The sequence below is a fragment of the Bradyrhizobium centrosematis genome (genome assembly GCF_045571495.1).
In the GTDB taxonomy this organism is placed as follows: Bacteria; Pseudomonadota; Alphaproteobacteria; order Rhizobiales; family Xanthobacteraceae; genus Bradyrhizobium; species Bradyrhizobium centrosematis.
The window spans coordinates 3,328,284-3,343,030 of record NZ_CP120703.1 but is presented as its reverse complement, the minus strand read 5'-3'; the positions used below and the strand labels follow the sequence as shown (position 1 = coordinate 3,343,030).

General features: G+C 64.8%; 15 protein-coding genes and 1 tRNA gene. 8 read left to right on the top strand and 8 right to left on the bottom strand.

Annotated elements, in window-relative coordinates; translation table 11 throughout:
- Positions 1–30: 30 nt before the first annotated feature.
- The 4 genes from P6U31_RS16140 to P6U31_RS16125 form a co-directional block, all read right to left on the bottom strand.
- Positions 31–789: a Crp/Fnr family transcriptional regulator gene (locus tag P6U31_RS16140; RefSeq protein ID WP_407189378.1), complete on the bottom strand. Its 759-nt coding sequence runs from the start codon at positions 787–789 to the stop codon at positions 31–33.
- Complete coding sequence (locus P6U31_RS16135) at positions 789–3,959, bottom strand: CheR family methyltransferase (protein WP_407189377.1); 3,171 nt, start codon at positions 3,957–3,959, stop codon at positions 789–791. The genes P6U31_RS16140 and P6U31_RS16135 overlap by 1 nt, the downstream gene beginning before the upstream one ends.
- Positions 3,960–4,292: 333 nt before the next feature.
- Complete coding sequence (locus tag P6U31_RS16130) at positions 4,293–4,574, bottom strand: hypothetical protein (RefSeq protein WP_407189376.1); 282 nt, start codon at positions 4,572–4,574, stop codon at positions 4,293–4,295.
- Between the two features lie 9 nt (positions 4,575–4,583).
- Positions 4,584–5,594 (bottom strand): chemotaxis protein CheB, encoded by a 1,011-nt coding sequence (locus P6U31_RS16125; RefSeq protein ID WP_407189375.1) that lies wholly within the window; start codon positions 5,592–5,594, stop codon positions 4,584–4,586.
- An 87-nt stretch (positions 5,595–5,681) separates the two neighbouring features.
- Between P6U31_RS16125 and P6U31_RS16120 the strand changes: the two genes are divergently transcribed.
- Together P6U31_RS16120 and P6U31_RS16115 are read left to right on the top strand one after the other, a co-directional pair.
- Positions 5,682–6,086, top strand: coding sequence for a response regulator (locus P6U31_RS16120; RefSeq protein WP_407189374.1), 405 nt, complete (start codon positions 5,682–5,684; stop codon positions 6,084–6,086).
- A 49-nt stretch (positions 6,087–6,135) separates the two neighbouring features.
- On the top strand, positions 6,136–6,324 hold the full coding sequence (locus P6U31_RS16115) for a hypothetical protein (protein ID WP_407189373.1): 189 nt from the start codon (positions 6,136–6,138) through the stop codon (positions 6,322–6,324).
- Positions 6,325–6,689: 365 nt separating this feature from the next.
- Here P6U31_RS16115 and P6U31_RS16110 read toward each other — a convergent pair whose 3' ends face one another.
- A complete protein-coding gene (locus P6U31_RS16110; protein ID WP_407189372.1) occupies positions 6,690–7,472 on the bottom strand; it encodes an SDR family NAD(P)-dependent oxidoreductase in 783 nt (260 codons plus the stop codon).
- 152 nt (positions 7,473–7,624) lie between these two features.
- On the opposite strand from P6U31_RS16110, the gene P6U31_RS16105 reads away from it, so the two are divergent.
- The 5 genes from P6U31_RS16105 (at position 7,625) to P6U31_RS16085 (ending at position 12,472) form a co-directional block, all read left to right on the top strand.
- Positions 7,625–8,800: a zinc-dependent alcohol dehydrogenase gene (locus P6U31_RS16105; protein WP_407189371.1), complete on the top strand. Its 1,176-nt coding sequence runs from the start codon at positions 7,625–7,627 to the stop codon at positions 8,798–8,800.
- An 11-nt stretch (positions 8,801–8,811) separates the two neighbouring features.
- The gene (locus tag P6U31_RS16100) at positions 8,812–9,381 is read left to right on the top strand and encodes a hypothetical protein (protein WP_407189370.1); all 570 of its coding nucleotides are present in this window, start codon (positions 8,812–8,814) and stop codon (positions 9,379–9,381) included.
- Positions 9,362–10,966, top strand: coding sequence for an alpha-amylase family glycosyl hydrolase (locus P6U31_RS16095; protein ID WP_407189369.1), 1,605 nt, complete (start codon positions 9,362–9,364; stop codon positions 10,964–10,966). Before P6U31_RS16100 ends, P6U31_RS16095 begins: the two co-directional genes overlap by 20 nt.
- A gap of 157 nt (positions 10,967–11,123) precedes the next feature.
- Complete coding sequence (locus P6U31_RS16090) at positions 11,124–11,303, top strand: CsbD family protein (protein WP_407189368.1); 180 nt, start codon at positions 11,124–11,126, stop codon at positions 11,301–11,303.
- Positions 11,300–12,472 carry a DUF305 domain-containing protein gene (locus P6U31_RS16085; RefSeq protein ID WP_407189367.1) on the top strand — a complete coding sequence of 391 codons (1,173 nt, stop codon included), beginning with the start codon at positions 11,300–11,302 and terminating at the stop codon, positions 12,470–12,472. The genes P6U31_RS16090 and P6U31_RS16085 overlap by 4 nt, the downstream gene beginning before the upstream one ends.
- A gap of 10 nt (positions 12,473–12,482) precedes the next feature.
- Here P6U31_RS16085 and P6U31_RS16080 read toward each other — a convergent pair whose 3' ends face one another.
- From P6U31_RS16080 to P6U31_RS16070, 3 genes are all read right to left on the bottom strand, one after another.
- Positions 12,483–13,091, bottom strand: a complete 609-nt coding sequence (locus P6U31_RS16080; protein WP_407189366.1) for a cysteine hydrolase family protein — start codon at positions 13,089–13,091, stop codon at positions 12,483–12,485.
- A 321-nt stretch (positions 13,092–13,412) separates the two neighbouring features.
- A tRNA-Leu gene (locus tag P6U31_RS16075) sits at positions 13,413–13,497 on the bottom strand.
- A 181-nt stretch (positions 13,498–13,678) separates the two neighbouring features.
- Positions 13,679–13,921, bottom strand: a complete 243-nt coding sequence (locus P6U31_RS16070) for a FliM/FliN family flagellar motor switch protein (protein WP_128926228.1) — start codon at positions 13,919–13,921, stop codon at positions 13,679–13,681.
- Between the two features lie 83 nt (positions 13,922–14,004).
- Between P6U31_RS16070 and lipB the strand changes: the two genes are divergently transcribed.
- Entirely contained in the window at positions 14,005–14,742 is a 738-nt protein-coding gene (gene lipB, locus P6U31_RS16065; protein ID WP_407189365.1) for a lipoyl(octanoyl) transferase LipB, read from the top strand.
- Positions 14,743–14,747 lie beyond the last annotated feature (5 nt).

The window sequence follows — 14,747 nt, the reverse complement described above, 5'->3', positions numbered from 1 at the left end:
GAGGAAAGTTGTGAGCGAAGGACGCGGGCCTCACCGCGTCTTGTCCGCCCCGCGATACACTTGCAGATAACCCGGAGAGTATAGTGCCGCGTCCCTGAGCGCGCTCAAATCGTTGATGATCAGCGTCCGATCCCGCAGCACGATCAGGCCGGACGCACGAAGCTGCTGCACGGTCCGATTGAGATGGACGACCGACAGGCCGGTGGCGTCGGCAAGATCCATCTGCGTCACCGGCATGCTGCAGGAATTGCCTTCCAGCAATCCGACGGGACGAAGCCGCTCAAAGATCTCGCAGAGCAAATGCGCCACGCGCTCCAGGGCCGTGCGGCGGCCGAGATTGATCGCCCATTCGCGCTGAACGGCGTTGTTGACGAGGGTCTCGCACAAGAATGCCTCGGCGAGCGAGCGGTCGCCCGCCACCAGGCTTTCGAACCGTGCGCGCTTGATCTCAGTATAAACGACCGGCGTCAGCGTCGAGACGGAATGATCCATGACCGCGAGCAGGAAGGCATGCGCGTCACAGCTCTCGCCCGGAAAGATGAAATTGACGATCTGGCGCCGGCCGTCCTCGAGCGTCTTGTAGCGGCAGAGCCAGCCCGACAGCACGACGCGAACGCTATCGACGGGATCGCCTTCGGAGATCAGGTCCTCGCCGGCCCCGGCGCGCTGGAGCCCTTCGAGCATCGCATATTCGAGCGAGGCGCGGCCTTCCGCGGACAGCGGCCTCAGTGCATTCAGCCGGCGGATGGCCGGCTCCACCAGGCTGCGATCGGACATCGACAACGGCATCAACCAGCCACCACCGGTGTGTGAAATGTGCGCTTGCTGAGCGGGATCATGATCGTGCATTGCAGGCCCGCTGGGTTGTAAGCCAGCGTGGTCTGCCCCTTGAACTCGAATGCAAGTGTACGCTCCAGAAGCTCGGTGCCGAAACCCTTCCGCGGCGGCGGCTTGACCTGCGGCCCGCCGCGCTCGCGCCATTCGAACACCAGCTCTGCCGGCTGCGTGCTTTCGTCGAGGCGCCAGGTGATCTCGATGCGCCCGCCCGGCTGGCTCAGGGCGCCATATTTCAACGCGTTGGTTGCAAGCTCGTGGATGGCGAGCGCAAAGCTTTCGGCGGCCTTGGGCTGGAAGCGAACAGTCGGACCGGTGACCCTCATCTGCTCGCCTTCGCGGGCGTTGTAGGCCGAGAGCTCCTCGACCACGAGATATTCAAGGTCGACGCCGCCTTCGGGATCGCGGGTCACCAGCGCCTGGGTGCGGGCAAAGGCATTGAGGCGGCCATCGAGATGGGCGGCGTATTCCTCGACCGTGGAGCTCGATTCCGCCGAGCGGCGCGCGATCGAGCGCACCACGCTCAGGGTATTGCGGACGCGGTGCTGGAGCTCGGCCAGCAGCAGGCGCTGCCGCTCCTCGGCGCGGGTGATCGCGGTGACGTCGATGAAGGTGATGACGACGCCGGCGATGAAATTGTCGATGCTGCGATAAGGCAGGATACGTACGATGTAGCGCCTGCCGCTGTCCGGCGCGCTCAGCTCGCGTTCGACACTGGCGAGCGTGCGCAGGACGCGGCGAACGTCCTCATAGAGCTCCTCGATCGGGACGCGGGCCTTGATGTGGGCGATCGGCCGGCCGGTATCGGTCTCGACAAGATGCAGGATCTGCGTGATCGCCGGGGTGAAGTTCATCACGCGCAGGTCATTGTCGAGGAAGACGGTCGCGATCTGCGTGCTTTCGAGGAAGTTCTTGAGGTCGCTGGTGGCGCGCGTCAATTCCTGCACGCGGTGTGCCAGCTCGCCATTGACCGTGGTCAGCTCCTCGTTGACGGACTGCAACTCCTCGCGAGAGGTTTCCAGCTCCTCATTGGCCGACTGCAGCTCCTCGTTGAGAGACTGATATTCCTCGTTGGAGGATTTCAGCTCCTCATTGGTGCTCTCGAGCTCCTCGATGGTGGCCTGGAGACGCTCGCGCGTGGCGCGCAGATCGCTTTCGAGCCGCTCCACATGCTCGGTGCGCACCAGCGCGTTGGGACCGTTGTGGTTCAGCTCGATCGCGCGGACGGGACCGTCCTTGAACAGCACGACGAAATTGCGATGGCCACCAGTGCCTTCCTGGATCGGCTCGACCGTGATGTCGACGATGACGCGGTGACCGTTGACCCCGAGCTGCACCTGCTCGGCATGGGCCGGCTCGTTGGTTTCCGCGGCACGGCTGAGCGCAGTGCGCAATTCAAGCCGGAGATCGCGGTGCACGAGCTGAAGCAGGTCGAGCGAGGCCGTGCCGGCCGTCGGCTCGATGTAGCGGCCGGTTCGCCCGGAGAAGTGCAGGATCTGGAAATTGTCGTCGATGATGACGTAGGCGGGCGCATAGCGCTCCGCGATGCGCTGTGCGCGGCGCTCCAACCCGACGTCGGGGCCGAAGGAGCGAACCGGCGGAACTTCGACCGACGCCCTCCCCGCCGTGGCCGAGATCGGAAATTCCGGCGGCAGCCGCGTTCCGGTTTCCAGCTTCTTGAAGATGCGCGCACGGCGATCGACCGGCGCAAACAGCTTCGGGTGCCGCGTCACGTTTTCGGAATTGCCAAGAAACAGATAGCGCTCCGGCAGTAGCGCGAAATGGAACAGCGGGATCACCCGGTTCTGCAGCTCGGCATTGAGGTAGATCAGAAGATTGCGGCAGGAGACGAGGTCGAGCTTGGAGAACGGCGCATCCTTGATGACGTTGTGCTGCGAGAAGATGCACATTTCGCGCAGCTCCTTGACCACGCAATAGGTGTCGCCTTCGCGCACGAACCAGCGCGCCAGGCGCTCGCTGGTCATGTCCGCTTCGATATTGGTACGGTAACGTCCGACACGCGCGGTCGCAAGCGCCCGTCCGTCAATGTCGGTGGCGAAGATCTGCACCTGCGGCGCGGAATCCAACCGTGCCATGTGTTCGCGCAGGAGAATGCCGATCGAATAGGCCTCCTCGCCGGTGGCGCAGCCCAGCACCCAGACGCGCACCTGCTGCCCTGCGCCCTTGTTCTCGAATATCTTCGGAATGACCTGGTTTTCCAGCACCTCGAATTCGCGCTTGTCGCGGAAGAACTCGGTGACGCCGATCAGGAGGTCATTGAAGAGGTGCTGGGCCTCGTCCTTGTCGTTGCGCAGGAAATCGACATAGGCCGGGATCTCGTCGATCTGGACCACCTGCATGCGCCGCTGCACCCGGCGCAGGAAGGTGTTCTGCTTGTAGCCGTGGAAATCGTTGCCGGTCTTGTTGCGCAGGATGTCGGCGATGCGCGACAGCGAGGGTGCCGCCGCGGCCAGAACCTCGTCGAAGCCGTGCTTCTCCTCCAGCCGCCTGAGATGACGGGCATAGACCTGGATGTGCTCGGGAATGTCCTCGGGCGGCAGCACATAGTCGGCGATGGCGGCGGGCGTGTTGCCGTCGACCAGATGCGCGGCGTCGTCCGTGCCGGCGTTCTTTTCGGCGATGGCCAGACCGCCGTGATCCTTCAGCGTCGCGGTGCCGAGCGTTCCGTCGGCGCCGGTTCCGGCGAGAATGACGCCGATAGACTGCTCGGCGCGTTCTTCGGCCAGCGACACGAGGAAGCTGTCGATGGTGGCGCGCTCTCCCGGGGCCTGCTCGGCCTTGCGGATCGCGAACCGGTCGCCCTGGATCGTGGTGATCATCGCCGGCGGGCACAGATAGATCGTGCCACCCTCGATCGCATGGCCGTCGCGGATGTCGGCGACCTTGGCGCCATTGGATCCCTGTACGATGCCGCGCAGCCGCGGCTCGTCGAAGGCCTCATGATGCTGAAGCGCCAGCACGATGGCCTGGTCGGCCCCTACGGTCAGTTTGGCAAAGAAGCGCTCGATGCTATCCAGAGCCCCCGGTGAGGCCCCGACGCCGATGATCAGCGGGACCTTGCTGTGGCGCTCTCCATCGACCGGCTGGTCGCCGACTTCATTCATGGCTCTGGTCGCTCTCTTCCGCTGACCGGGACGAACGGGGGCCCGGCTCCTGCAAATAGCAGAAATCGATATAATCCCAACAGATCAAAGGCGAAAATGTCCCGAAGCTCCCTTCAATTCCCCGTCCGGGCGCCGTCAGGCCGGCCGAACGGTCCGTACTGCTCTGGGAAGGCCAGGAATGCAGATGCGTGACGAACTCGCGGCCCTGATCAACCGCGCCGAGGAGGCCATCGCGGCAGCGACCGGCCTCTCGGCGGGAACGCCGGCGCCGCAGCACGAGACGGCAGCTTGGTCACACGATAGCACTCGGCACAAAGTTCGGGAGCCTCACCATCAGCCGCCTTCAGGCGATCTCGCCTCGACATCCTGCCGAAGATACCTGACGCGCTGGTCGATCAGAACGCGATGGCGCTCCCATTCGATCAAGGTCTGCTTGAGCAGATCGACCAGCCGCTGCGCCTGGCGCGTATCACGCCCGCCGGCCATCAGCTCGCGTACGCGATCCTCCTGATCGCGGATGCGCCGCCAGCCGTCATCGATGTCCTGATCCGCCTTCTCCAGCAGGCGCTGCTCCACCTTGAGCTGCTCAGTGCGTTCGGCAAGGGACATGGCCATGACGGAGCATCAAGTGTCCCGCTTCCGAGCCGGAGGAGGATCGAGCGACTTTAGCACGACACGCCGGATCATGTCGGCATATTCGCGATATTCGACCGCACGCGCTTCGTACATCTGAGCGACCGCGGGGCGGCCGCTGCGCCGGCCGTCGGCCGCCATGCGGTGCACCAACTCCGCCCGTTCCTCGATGATGCGGAGAGCGACCCGCAGGGCTTCGTCGACACGCCCTTCCTGCTCCTTGGCAAGAACATCGGCGGTGAAACCATGGCCGACCTGGCAGCGAAAGCGCATCGGGCGCGACTCCTTGACCTCCGACAGCACCCCGCCGCAGGCCGGACAAGTCAGCGCGACGGGATCGGCCAGAGAGAGGAGATTGTCGCTGCCGATCCGGTCACCGGCGGCAATCTCGACCTCGAGCCTGATCTCGGGCGGGATTGGCAGCGCCGCGCCTGCCTCTTCCCTGACGAGGTCGGAGAGGACGTCGCCCATGCCAAGGCCGGGAACGCAGAGATCGATGGTGGTCGCCTCCATGGCGCGCCGCGGCATCTCGTCCGACACGGCGTCCGAGGGATCCTGGACCACGGCCATTCCGCCGCAGCGCTTGATGGCATTGAGGCCCGCGGCCCCGTCGGACAACAGGCCGCTCAGGAGTACGCCGATCACCCGCGGGCCATGATAGAGCGCGGCCGAGCGGAACAGAGCGTCGATCGCGGGACGGACCATGTTTTCGCGGGGCCCGCGGCCGAGGACGATGCGATCTTCCGCGACGAGGAGGTGATGGTCCGGCGCCCCCAGATAGATGTGGCCGGGCTCGATCTTCATGCCGTTCTCGGCCTGACGCACGGGAAGCGGCCCGGCGCTGCTGGCGACGGTCGAAAGGATGCCGATGCCCTGCGCCGGAATGTGCAGGACCACGAAAATGGCCGCCGGCAGATCCGCGGGCAGACGGCCCAGAATCTGCTTCAGAGGCGCAGTCGCTCCGGCCGAGCCCCCGATGACGATGATGTCGCGGTTTCTCATGGAACCCGCCTTCGATTGCATCGTTTGAAGTTTGCACCAAGGCGGTTCGCTGTCTTATGTTCCTATGCGTTCGGAGGCTGAGACGCCATGGCGACCTCGTCCATGTCATCACATCCGCGCGGGCCGCTTGCGGGGCGCCGCATCTTCATCGTCGAGGACGAGTATTTCCTTGCTGACGACATCGGCAACGCATTCCGTGCCCTCGGCGCGGAGATTGCGGGTCCTGCCGGTCATTTCGAGGACGCAGTCAAAATCTTGAACGATGGCAGCGTCCTGGATGCCGCGGTGCTCGATGTCAACATCCGCAGCGACATGATCTTCCCGGTCGCGCGCGAATTGAAGGTGCGCGGCGTGCCCTTCGTGTTCACCACAGGATATGACAAGGTGGCTGTCGGGCCGGAATTCCACGACGTTCCGCTGCTGGAAAAGCCGATCGATCTGCCGGCCATGGCGCAGAAGCTCGCCAGTCTGATCGCCGAGACCAGGACCTGACACGCAACGAGGCGTGCTCCTTCGCCCGACACATCATCAGGAGCGCTCGATGACCTATGCCCCCAATTCCGCACTCGACAAGCGAATAGTCAGCCATTCGCGCGAACTGGTCCGCGAAGCCATGGTCCTGCTGCGCAGGAGCGATCACCTGGTGAGTTGGCTACGCCTGCGCGATGAGCTGGCGGAGGAACGTCGCAACCCGACGCTCCGTGACGAGGCAGCGGGCCGCGACCCCTGAGGTCGCAAAGGCCCAATTCATTGACCATCAAAATACATGCGCGAAAGCGAGCCAGGCGGTCACCGCCAGGCATAGCAGAACCGCGGCATAAGGCAGCGCGACGCGCAAGACAGCCAACCTTTCCGCGTCAGCTCATCATCATCCAGACGATTGCCGCCATCATCACAAGGAAACCGGTGATGGCAGTTGCGACAAAGGCCTGTTCGATGCGATCCATCGCCATAGCAGCCCCCTTCTGTTTCCAGCCCGTACAATGTGACGGTTTGGGGGCCGCGGCGCATTAGGCTATGTGAATCGACGCCTCCGCAGCTCGCTCGTGCGCAGGTTAGCGCAGAGCACGTCCCGCAGATTGCAACGGAATCGGTTCACGATCTCGCCGTGCCCGGCTCCGCCATCTTGCGGTGTTGCTTGGCCAGCATCTCGTTCGGCGTGACATTTGCCACCGTCGTCTGGATCTTGTTCTTCAGCCCGATGACGATATCGGCCTCGCCGCGCAGCATCGCATCGAAGCCGGCCTTGGCGACATCGTAGGCGCCGTCCTTCTTCTCGGTGCCGACCTTGGTGTCCATCATGTCGGCGCGGCGGAAGAACTCGGTCTCGGTGGCGCCCGGCATCAGGCAAGTGACGGTGACGCCGCTGTCGCGCAGCTCCTCGCGCAGCGCGAACGAGAACGAGTCCAGAAACGCCTTGCTGGCATTGTAGGCCGCCTGGAAGCTGCCCGGCGTGAAGCCGGCAATCGAGCCCGTGATCAGGATGCGCCCGGACTTGCGCCGCAGCATCTCGTTCCCGACGCGATGGATCAGATAGAGCGTGCCGGTGATGTTGGTATCGATCAGATGTCTGATCCTGGTGAAGTCCTGATCCAGGAACGCCTTGCCGAGGCCGACACCGGCATTGGCGAGCAGCGCGTCGATCGGCCGGTCGCCGACCGCGGCGCAGAGCTTGTCGACGCCTTCGGTGGTGGAAAGATCGGCTTCGACCGGCTCAACGCTGCCGCCGAGCCGGCGCAGATCGACCGCCACGCGTTCGATCTGGGGTTCATCGGCGGCGATGACGAGGTTGAATCCTGCCTGGGCGCAGCATCGTGCGAGTTCCAGGCCGATGCCGGTGGAAGCGCCGGTGACGACGGCAAGCTGATTGGCGGGCATGGCATAGGTCCTTGAGATGGGATGATGACGCCCAATGACGCCGCCGCCATCTCGTTCCTATCAGGCGCGCTTGCGAAGAATTGCACGTCGCTTAGCAACCATCGTTCATTCCTGGACTTAAGTGCCAACTGGTTCAGCCGAAAGGACGGAAGATGAAGGCGCTGGTTTGGCACGGCAAGGAGGACATTCGCTGCGACACCGTCACAGATCCTGAGATCCAGGATCCGCGCGACGCCATCATCAAGGTCACCAGTTGCGCGATCTGCGGCTCCGACCTGCACCTGTTTCACAATTTCATTCCCGGCATGCTGCCCGGCGACATCATGGGCCACGAGACCATGGGCGAAGTGGTCGAGGTCGGCTCCGGCGTCGATGGCAAGCTGAAGAAGGGCGACCGCATCGTCGTGCCCTTCACGATCATTTGCGGCGAATGCGACCAGTGCAAGCGCGGCAATTTCTCCGTTTGTGAAACAACCAACCGCAAGCGACACCTGGCCGACAAGGTGTTCGGACACACCACCGCCGGCCTGTTCGGCTACACGCATCTGACCGGCGGCTATCCAGGCGGCCAGGCCGAATATCTGCGCGTGCCCTTTGCCGACGCCACCCACATCAAGGTGCCCGCGGGCATTCCCGACGAGCAATTGCTGTTCCTCAGCGACATCTTCCCGACCGGCTGGCAGGCCGCCGTGCAATGCGACATCGAGCCGACCGACACGGTCGCGATCTGGGGCTGCGGCCCGGTCGGCCAGATGGCAATCCGCAGCGCCATCCTGCTCGGCGCCAACCAGGTGATCGCGATCGACTGCCTGCCGGAGCGGCTGAGCATGGCGGAAGCCGGCGGCGCCACCACCATCAATTTCGAGACCGAGAGCGTGCTGGAGCGGCTCAAGGAGCTGACCGACGGCAGGGGCCCGGAAAAATGCATCGATTGCGTCGGCATGGAATCGCATGTGATGGCCTCGCTGCCCGACACCCTGCTCGACCGCGCCAAGCAGATGGTGATGGCAGAGAGCGACCGGCCTCACGTGCTGCGCGAGATGATCTATGTCTGCCGGCCCGGCGGCATCATCTCGGTGCCGGGCGTGTACAGCGGCCTGTCCGACATGCTGCCGATGGGCGCCTTCATGAACAAGGGCCTGACGATGCGGACCGGCCAGACCCACGTCAACCGCTGGACCGACGACCTGCTCCGCCGCATCGAGGACGGCGAGATCGATCCGTCCTTCGTCATCACCCACACCGTCCCGCTCGCCCAAGGCCCCGAGATGTACCAGGTATTTCGCGACAAGCGCGAATCCTGCGTCAAGGTCGTGCTGAAGCCCTGAAGGATCAAGCCATGTTTCACTTCTCCAACATCGTGCGCACCAAGGGCGATCCGAAGATCGTCGAGACCGGACCGAGCCTGAAGCAACCGGCAGACCAGCTCGCCCGCGCGCTCGGCTGGTTCAGCATTGGCCTCGGGGTCGTCGAGCTGTTCGCACCGCGCCGCGTCACGGAAACACTCGGCATGGAAGGCCAGGAGACGCTGGTCCGCGCCTTCGGCGTGCGCGAGATCATGGCCGGCATCATGTCGCTGTCGGTCGACAAGAACGCCGGCCTGTGGGCCCGAGTGGGAGGAGACGGCCTCGATGCCGCCGCGCTGCTGTCCGGGCTGACCGCCGACAATCCGAGGAAGGGCAATGTCGCCCTGGCGCTGCTGATGGTCGGAGGCATCGCCATGCTCGACTACCGCGCCGCGCAGGACACCAAGCCGCGCCGTCCGGCGCGCGACGCACGGCGCAAGCTCTATCCGAGCCGCAGCGGTTTCCCCAAGGGCATCGAGAGCGTCCGAACGGCGGCCAGGCAGATCGCGTCCCACGCTGGGCATAACGAGGTGAAGCAAGGTGATGAGCGTCGAGTCCCGTGACGAAGCAGCGTGGTGGGAATCCGCCGTCATCTACGAGATCGCACCGATCTCCTTCCAGGACTCCAACGGCGACGGCAAGGGCGATCTCGCCGGGCTGATATCGCGCATCGACTATCTGAAATGGCTCGGCGTCGACGCGGTGTGGCTGACGCCGATCTACAAGAGCCCGTTCCGTGACCTTGGCTACGACATCTCCGATTATTGCGCGATCGATCCCGCCTTCGGCAGCCTCGGTGATTTCGACCGCCTGCTCGAAGCGCTGCACAGGAATGGCATCCGCCTCATCCTCGACCTCGTGCCCAATCACACCGCCAATGATCACGCCTGGTTCGTCGAAAGCGCGAGCTCGCGCAACAGTGCCAAGGCCGACTGGTACATCTGGGCCGACGCGGCCGAGAATGGCGGCCCGCCCAGCAACTGGCTGAGCCGCTTCGGCGGCAGCGGCTGGGAATGGTGCGAGGCACGGCGGCAATATTACTATCACTCCTTCCTGGTCGAGCAGCCCGACCTCAACTGGCGCAATCCGCAGGTCCGCGCCGCGATGGCCGATGCGATGCGCTTCTGGCTCGACCGCGGCGTCGACGGCTTTCGTGTTGATGCCAGCGCGGTCCTGATCAAGGACGCGCTGCTGCGCGACAATCCGGCAAATCCCGACGCCGAGGGCAAGCCGCCGCCACAGCGTCAGACCCCGGTGTTCACCGATGACCGGCCGGAGACGATGCACTGTATCGAATTCATCCGAGAGGTGATCGACGGATACCGGGGACGCATGCTCTGCGGTGAAGTCCAGGGCAAGACCGACCGCATCGGGCACTTCTACGGCAACGACAAGCCGCGCCTGCATCTGCCGCTCAATTTCGCACTGCTCGACACGCCCTGGAACGCGCTGTCGCTACAAGCGGCGATCGACGCCTACTTCAACGCCATTCCGGAGCGGGGATGGCCGGTCTGGGTGATCGGCGGCCACGACAAGCAGCGGATCGCCAGCAGGATCGGGCAGCCGCAGATGCGCGTGCTGGCGATGCTGCTGATGACGCTGCGAGGAACGCCGTTCCTCTACATGGGCGACGAGATCGGCCGCAAGCGCGTTGCCATTCCGCCCGACCGCGTTCGCGATCCCTTCGAGAAGCTCGTGCCTGGCTTTGGACTTTGCCGCGATCCCGAGCGCGCACCGATGCGCTGGGACGACAGTCCGCAAGGCGGCTTTACGACGGGCGATCCGTGGCTGCCGCTGGAGCGTCCCGATGGCGCGGCCAACGTCGCCGCGCAGCAACGTGACGAGCGTTCGATGCTGATGTTGTTTCGCGCGCTGATGGCGCTGCGGCGCGAGCATGCGTGCCTGCGCCAGGGTGGCTACGAGCCACTGCGCGCTCAGAACGATATTCTCGCCTACAAGCGAACCGACGGCGGCAACGGACTCCTGGTCGCGCTCAACATCGCGGCCGAGCCGCGGAAATGTCATTGGCAAGGTCGCGGCCGCCTGCTGATGTCGACGCATCTGGATCGCCCGCCCGCGCCATTGCCGGACGCCTCCATCCTGCTCCGCGGCAATGAAGGCGTGATCATCGCGGTCGAGGCGCGGTGACGGCAGGAACCATCGGCGCATCAGGGAGTCTGATCAACGCCTCCGACATCCCCCCGCCGGAGGCGGACTGCACGAAACCGCGGCCCCGGCGCTCGCCCCCCTTCAGGCGCCGGGGTTGGCGGCATGAAGCCTGGTGGCAGGCCAATGGAGGCAGCTCATGAGCAAGACGAAGGGTCTGCGGCAACGGATCGTCGGCAAGACCAGGCAGGCCGTCGGCGAGATCATCGGCGACCAGGATCTCCACGATGATGGCAAGGCACAAGCCGAGCGCGGCCGCGACGAACAGGATAAGCCGAGCGAGCTCAATCCGCTGAAGAAGCTCAAGCAGCTGACGTGAACGCCGAACCGCCAACGCCTTCCGATCCAGCGCAACACGCTGGCGGAGGTGCGTCGCGGTTCGCGGGGCGACAGCGGCGTTCGCGATGGATCGCCGCCGCCGAGCTCGGCCTGATCAGCAGCACGTTCTCGACCCTCGTCAGCCAGCTCTTCGCCGCCCGCATCGGCCGCGATGCCGCGGTCGACTGGATGACGGTCGCCGCCATCCCCGCGCGCGACTGGGCGCTCGGCGCAGAGCCATCATGGGGCGCGATCCTCGCCGGCATCGCGTTTCATCAATGGGCGGATTTTTCCTGGGCCCTGGTCTTCTTCGGCGTGCTTGGCCGCTGGACCGCGGACTTGCGGCCGCGAACGATCCTCTTGCTGGCACTGCCTTGGGCGGTGTTCTCCTCGAGCACGGAATGGTTTGCGCTGGTGCCGCTATTTCCGTTCTGGCAGCCGCTGTTCACGCTGCAACAGCCCTACTGGATCGGGCTGCTGGTCCATGCCTCCTCGGCCGTGATGTACCCCCTGTTCGCCCGCCTGCGCTGGAGGCGCGGCCATGCGCCGGCGCGCGATATTCGTTTCACCTATGCCTGGATCACCGGAGCGCTGGCTATGGTGGTGCTGCTCGGCGCGGTCGCGCTGTTCGGCAGCCACGGCTACGAGCCGCCGTGGATGGGCCGCGACAGGGATGCGGACCAGACCTATATCCGCCACATGACGACGCATCACGTCCAGGGCATCGAACTTGCGCGGATCGGCGCCGAGCACGCCCAGGATCCGCATCTGCGCAAGCTCGCGATGCTGATGGTCGCGAGCCAGGCCGGCGAGATCAGGATCTTCGAGAACTTTTGGCTGAGCTGGTTCGATACGGAGATGCCCGACTGCAGCGCGGAAGAACGTGCCGCCATGCCCGGCTTCCTGACGCCAGCGGAGATGCGACAGGTCAAGGCCGCGCCATCCGACCGGTTCGACGCGGTCTTCGTCGAGACCATGAGCCGGCATCACGCCGGCGCGGTCAGGATGGCCGATCAGATGTGGCGGAGCCGCGGTGATCCGCGCCTGCGCATCATGGCTCATGCCATTCGCCACGAGCAGCAGGGTGAGATCGCACTCATGCACGGCGTGGACGGCCTTGCGGCCGTCGCCACGGCCTTCCGCAACATGTTCGCCGACAACGTCAATTGAGCAGACCGCCCTACTCGCGCCAGAACTCGGCCAGCTCCTCCGCGGTCACCAGGTCGACCTGGCCGTGAAAGCGGGTGCGGTACATCGTCATCAGCGCGTCGTGCCCGACGTCGGACGAGCTGCACAGCGCGTCCTCGACGATGACGACCCTGAAGCCGAGATCGACGGCACTGAGGACCGTCGAAAGCACGCAGACATCCGTCTCGGCGCCCGAGATCACGACCGTGCCGATGTTCTTTTCGACCAGCAGGCCCGCAAGGCCCGGATTGCTGAAGGCGGAATAGGCCGGCTTGTCGATCAGCGACGCCGGCGGAACGAAGCGGCTCAGGGCCGGCACGAGCTCGAGGGCGGTTGGCGGAAGATGCTTCCGCGTCGCCTGATGCCAGCGCTGAAAATAGCGCTGCCACTGTCCGGGACGATCTTCCGGATCTTCCGGCGTGATGAAGCGGGTGAAGATCGTTCTAACCTGGCTGCGCGAGACGATCGAGACGATCGTCGGCAGCACGCGCTCCATCCAGGGGGTCGCCCACAGACCGCCGGGGGCGAAGATGTTCTGCATATCGATGCAGAGATGAACGGCATCCTTGATCTCGGCGACGTCTGACGTGCTGCTCCTCATTGTCCTCCACCGGCGCACTCTCGGCTGCGGCACGGCCGCGGCTACCGACTGCAAATGCGATCTCGACGGTCATCGTTCCGCATCATGCGCTCGGCGATCGGCAGCGGACAAAGCCTGGATACACCCCTCCGGCGAATCGAGGCCGGGATGGCGTCAGGGCAAATGAGAAGGCCCGGTTCGGCCGATCACGGCCAAAACTGCCACAGCTCCAGGCGGCGCGCCCGAGGTGAGCGGCGGACGGATGATGCGCGGCTCAGGGCCATGCCAAGTCCGGTTGAGCTTTTGGGAAAAGCTTAGCTATTTCAGGGACAAACGAGGATTTGGTGCGCTCGGAGGGACTCGAACCCCCACGATTTTACTCACTGCCACCTCAAGGCAGCGCGTCTACCAGTTCCGCCACGAGCGCTTTGGGGATGCCGGCCTGAGGCTTGAGGGCCGGCCGGATCAGCGGCGCCGATCTAACAAATCCATCAGGGGGATACAAGCCTGCAAAGATCCCGAATTCCACAGGCTTGGCCGAAAAGCACCGCCCTGCCCCGGATCGGCCTTTTCCCCGGGTCCGGGCCGCTACTGCGTGCCCAGACCCGCTATCGCGTGCCCGGCGAGCGTGGCAGCATCTGCTTGACCTCCACCGCGATCCGGTTGCGGTCGACGAGCACGACGCCGGAGGCGATCGGCAGGTTGTTGGCGAGGACTTTGACCTCGTCGGCCTCGGTTGCGTCCAGCTCGATGATGGCGCCGCGGGAAAGACGTAATACTTGATGGATCGGCATCGTGGTCGTCCCGAGGACGACCATGAGATCCACGGTGACTTTATCGAGAGTAGGCACTGTCGGGACCGCCGCAACAAAGGGACTGACGCCAAGGGACTTGGCATTTGCTCCCGAGATGATCACCACGTTATGGTTAGCCAATGGTTAATTCAGCCCAAAACCCCCGCCAACAGCTCGATTTGACGCCGTTTTCCGCTTCTGGCGGCGCGCCGGTCGAATGGCGAATCTCGGACGCGCCGGTGCCCTATCCGGAAGCCATCGCCGCCATGGAGGCCCGGGTTGCCGCGATCGCGGCGGGCGACGCGCCGGAGCTGGTCTGGCTGCTGGAGCACCCCGCGCTCTACACCTCCGGCACCTCGGGCAAGGCCACAGATCTGCTCGATCCCCGCTTCCCGATCTTCGCCACGGGACGCGGCGGGCAGCTGACCTATCACGGACCCGGCCAGCGGGTGGCCTACATCATGCTCGACCTCAAGCGGCGCCGGCCGGACGTCCGGGCCTATGTCGCGAGCCTGGAGGAGCTGATCCTGCGCACGCTCGCCGCCTTCAACGTTCGTGGCGAGCGGCGCGAGGACCGGGTCGGCGTCTGGGTCAGGCGGCCTGACAAGGGGCCCGAGAACGAGGACAAGATCGCCGCGATCGGGGTCCGGCTGAAGCGCTGGGTTTCCTTCCACGGCATCGCGATCAATGTTGAGCCGGAGCTATCGCATTTCGCCGGCATCGTGCCTTGCGGCGTCGTCGATCCCCGCTACGGCGTCACCTCGTTGGTTGACCTCGGCCAGCTCGTGACCATGGCCGATGTCGATATCGCACTCCGGCAGGCGTTCGAGGAGCTGTTCGGACCGACCCGCGCGCTGGTGCCGGAAGCGGCCGCTTGACGCAT

Coding starts and splice junctions, on each gene's coding strand:
- P6U31_RS16140 (WP_407189378.1), bottom strand. CDS start 789: ATGCCGTTGTCGATGTCCGATCGCAGCCTGGTGGAGCCGGCCATCCGC.
- P6U31_RS16135 (WP_407189377.1), bottom strand. CDS start 3,959: ATGAATGAAGTCGGCGACCAGCCGGTCGATGGAGAGCGCCACAGCAAG.
- P6U31_RS16130 (WP_407189376.1), bottom strand. CDS start 4,574: ATGGCCATGTCCCTTGCCGAACGCACTGAGCAGCTCAAGGTGGAGCAG.
- P6U31_RS16125 (WP_407189375.1), bottom strand. CDS start 5,594: ATGAGAAACCGCGACATCATCGTCATCGGGGGCTCGGCCGGAGCGACT.
- P6U31_RS16120 (WP_407189374.1), top strand. CDS start 5,682: ATGGCGACCTCGTCCATGTCATCACATCCGCGCGGGCCGCTTGCGGGG.
- P6U31_RS16115 (WP_407189373.1), top strand. CDS start 6,136: ATGACCTATGCCCCCAATTCCGCACTCGACAAGCGAATAGTCAGCCAT.
- P6U31_RS16110 (WP_407189372.1), bottom strand. CDS start 7,472: ATGCCCGCCAATCAGCTTGCCGTCGTCACCGGCGCTTCCACCGGCATC.
- P6U31_RS16105 (WP_407189371.1), top strand. CDS start 7,625: ATGAAGGCGCTGGTTTGGCACGGCAAGGAGGACATTCGCTGCGACACC.
- P6U31_RS16100 (WP_407189370.1), top strand. CDS start 8,812: ATGTTTCACTTCTCCAACATCGTGCGCACCAAGGGCGATCCGAAGATC.
- P6U31_RS16095 (WP_407189369.1), top strand. CDS start 9,362: ATGAGCGTCGAGTCCCGTGACGAAGCAGCGTGGTGGGAATCCGCCGTC.
- P6U31_RS16090 (WP_407189368.1), top strand. CDS start 11,124: ATGAGCAAGACGAAGGGTCTGCGGCAACGGATCGTCGGCAAGACCAGG.
- P6U31_RS16080 (WP_407189366.1), bottom strand. CDS start 13,091: ATGAGGAGCAGCACGTCAGACGTCGCCGAGATCAAGGATGCCGTTCAT.
- lipB (WP_407189365.1), top strand. CDS start 14,005: ATGGTTAATTCAGCCCAAAACCCCCGCCAACAGCTCGATTTGACGCCG.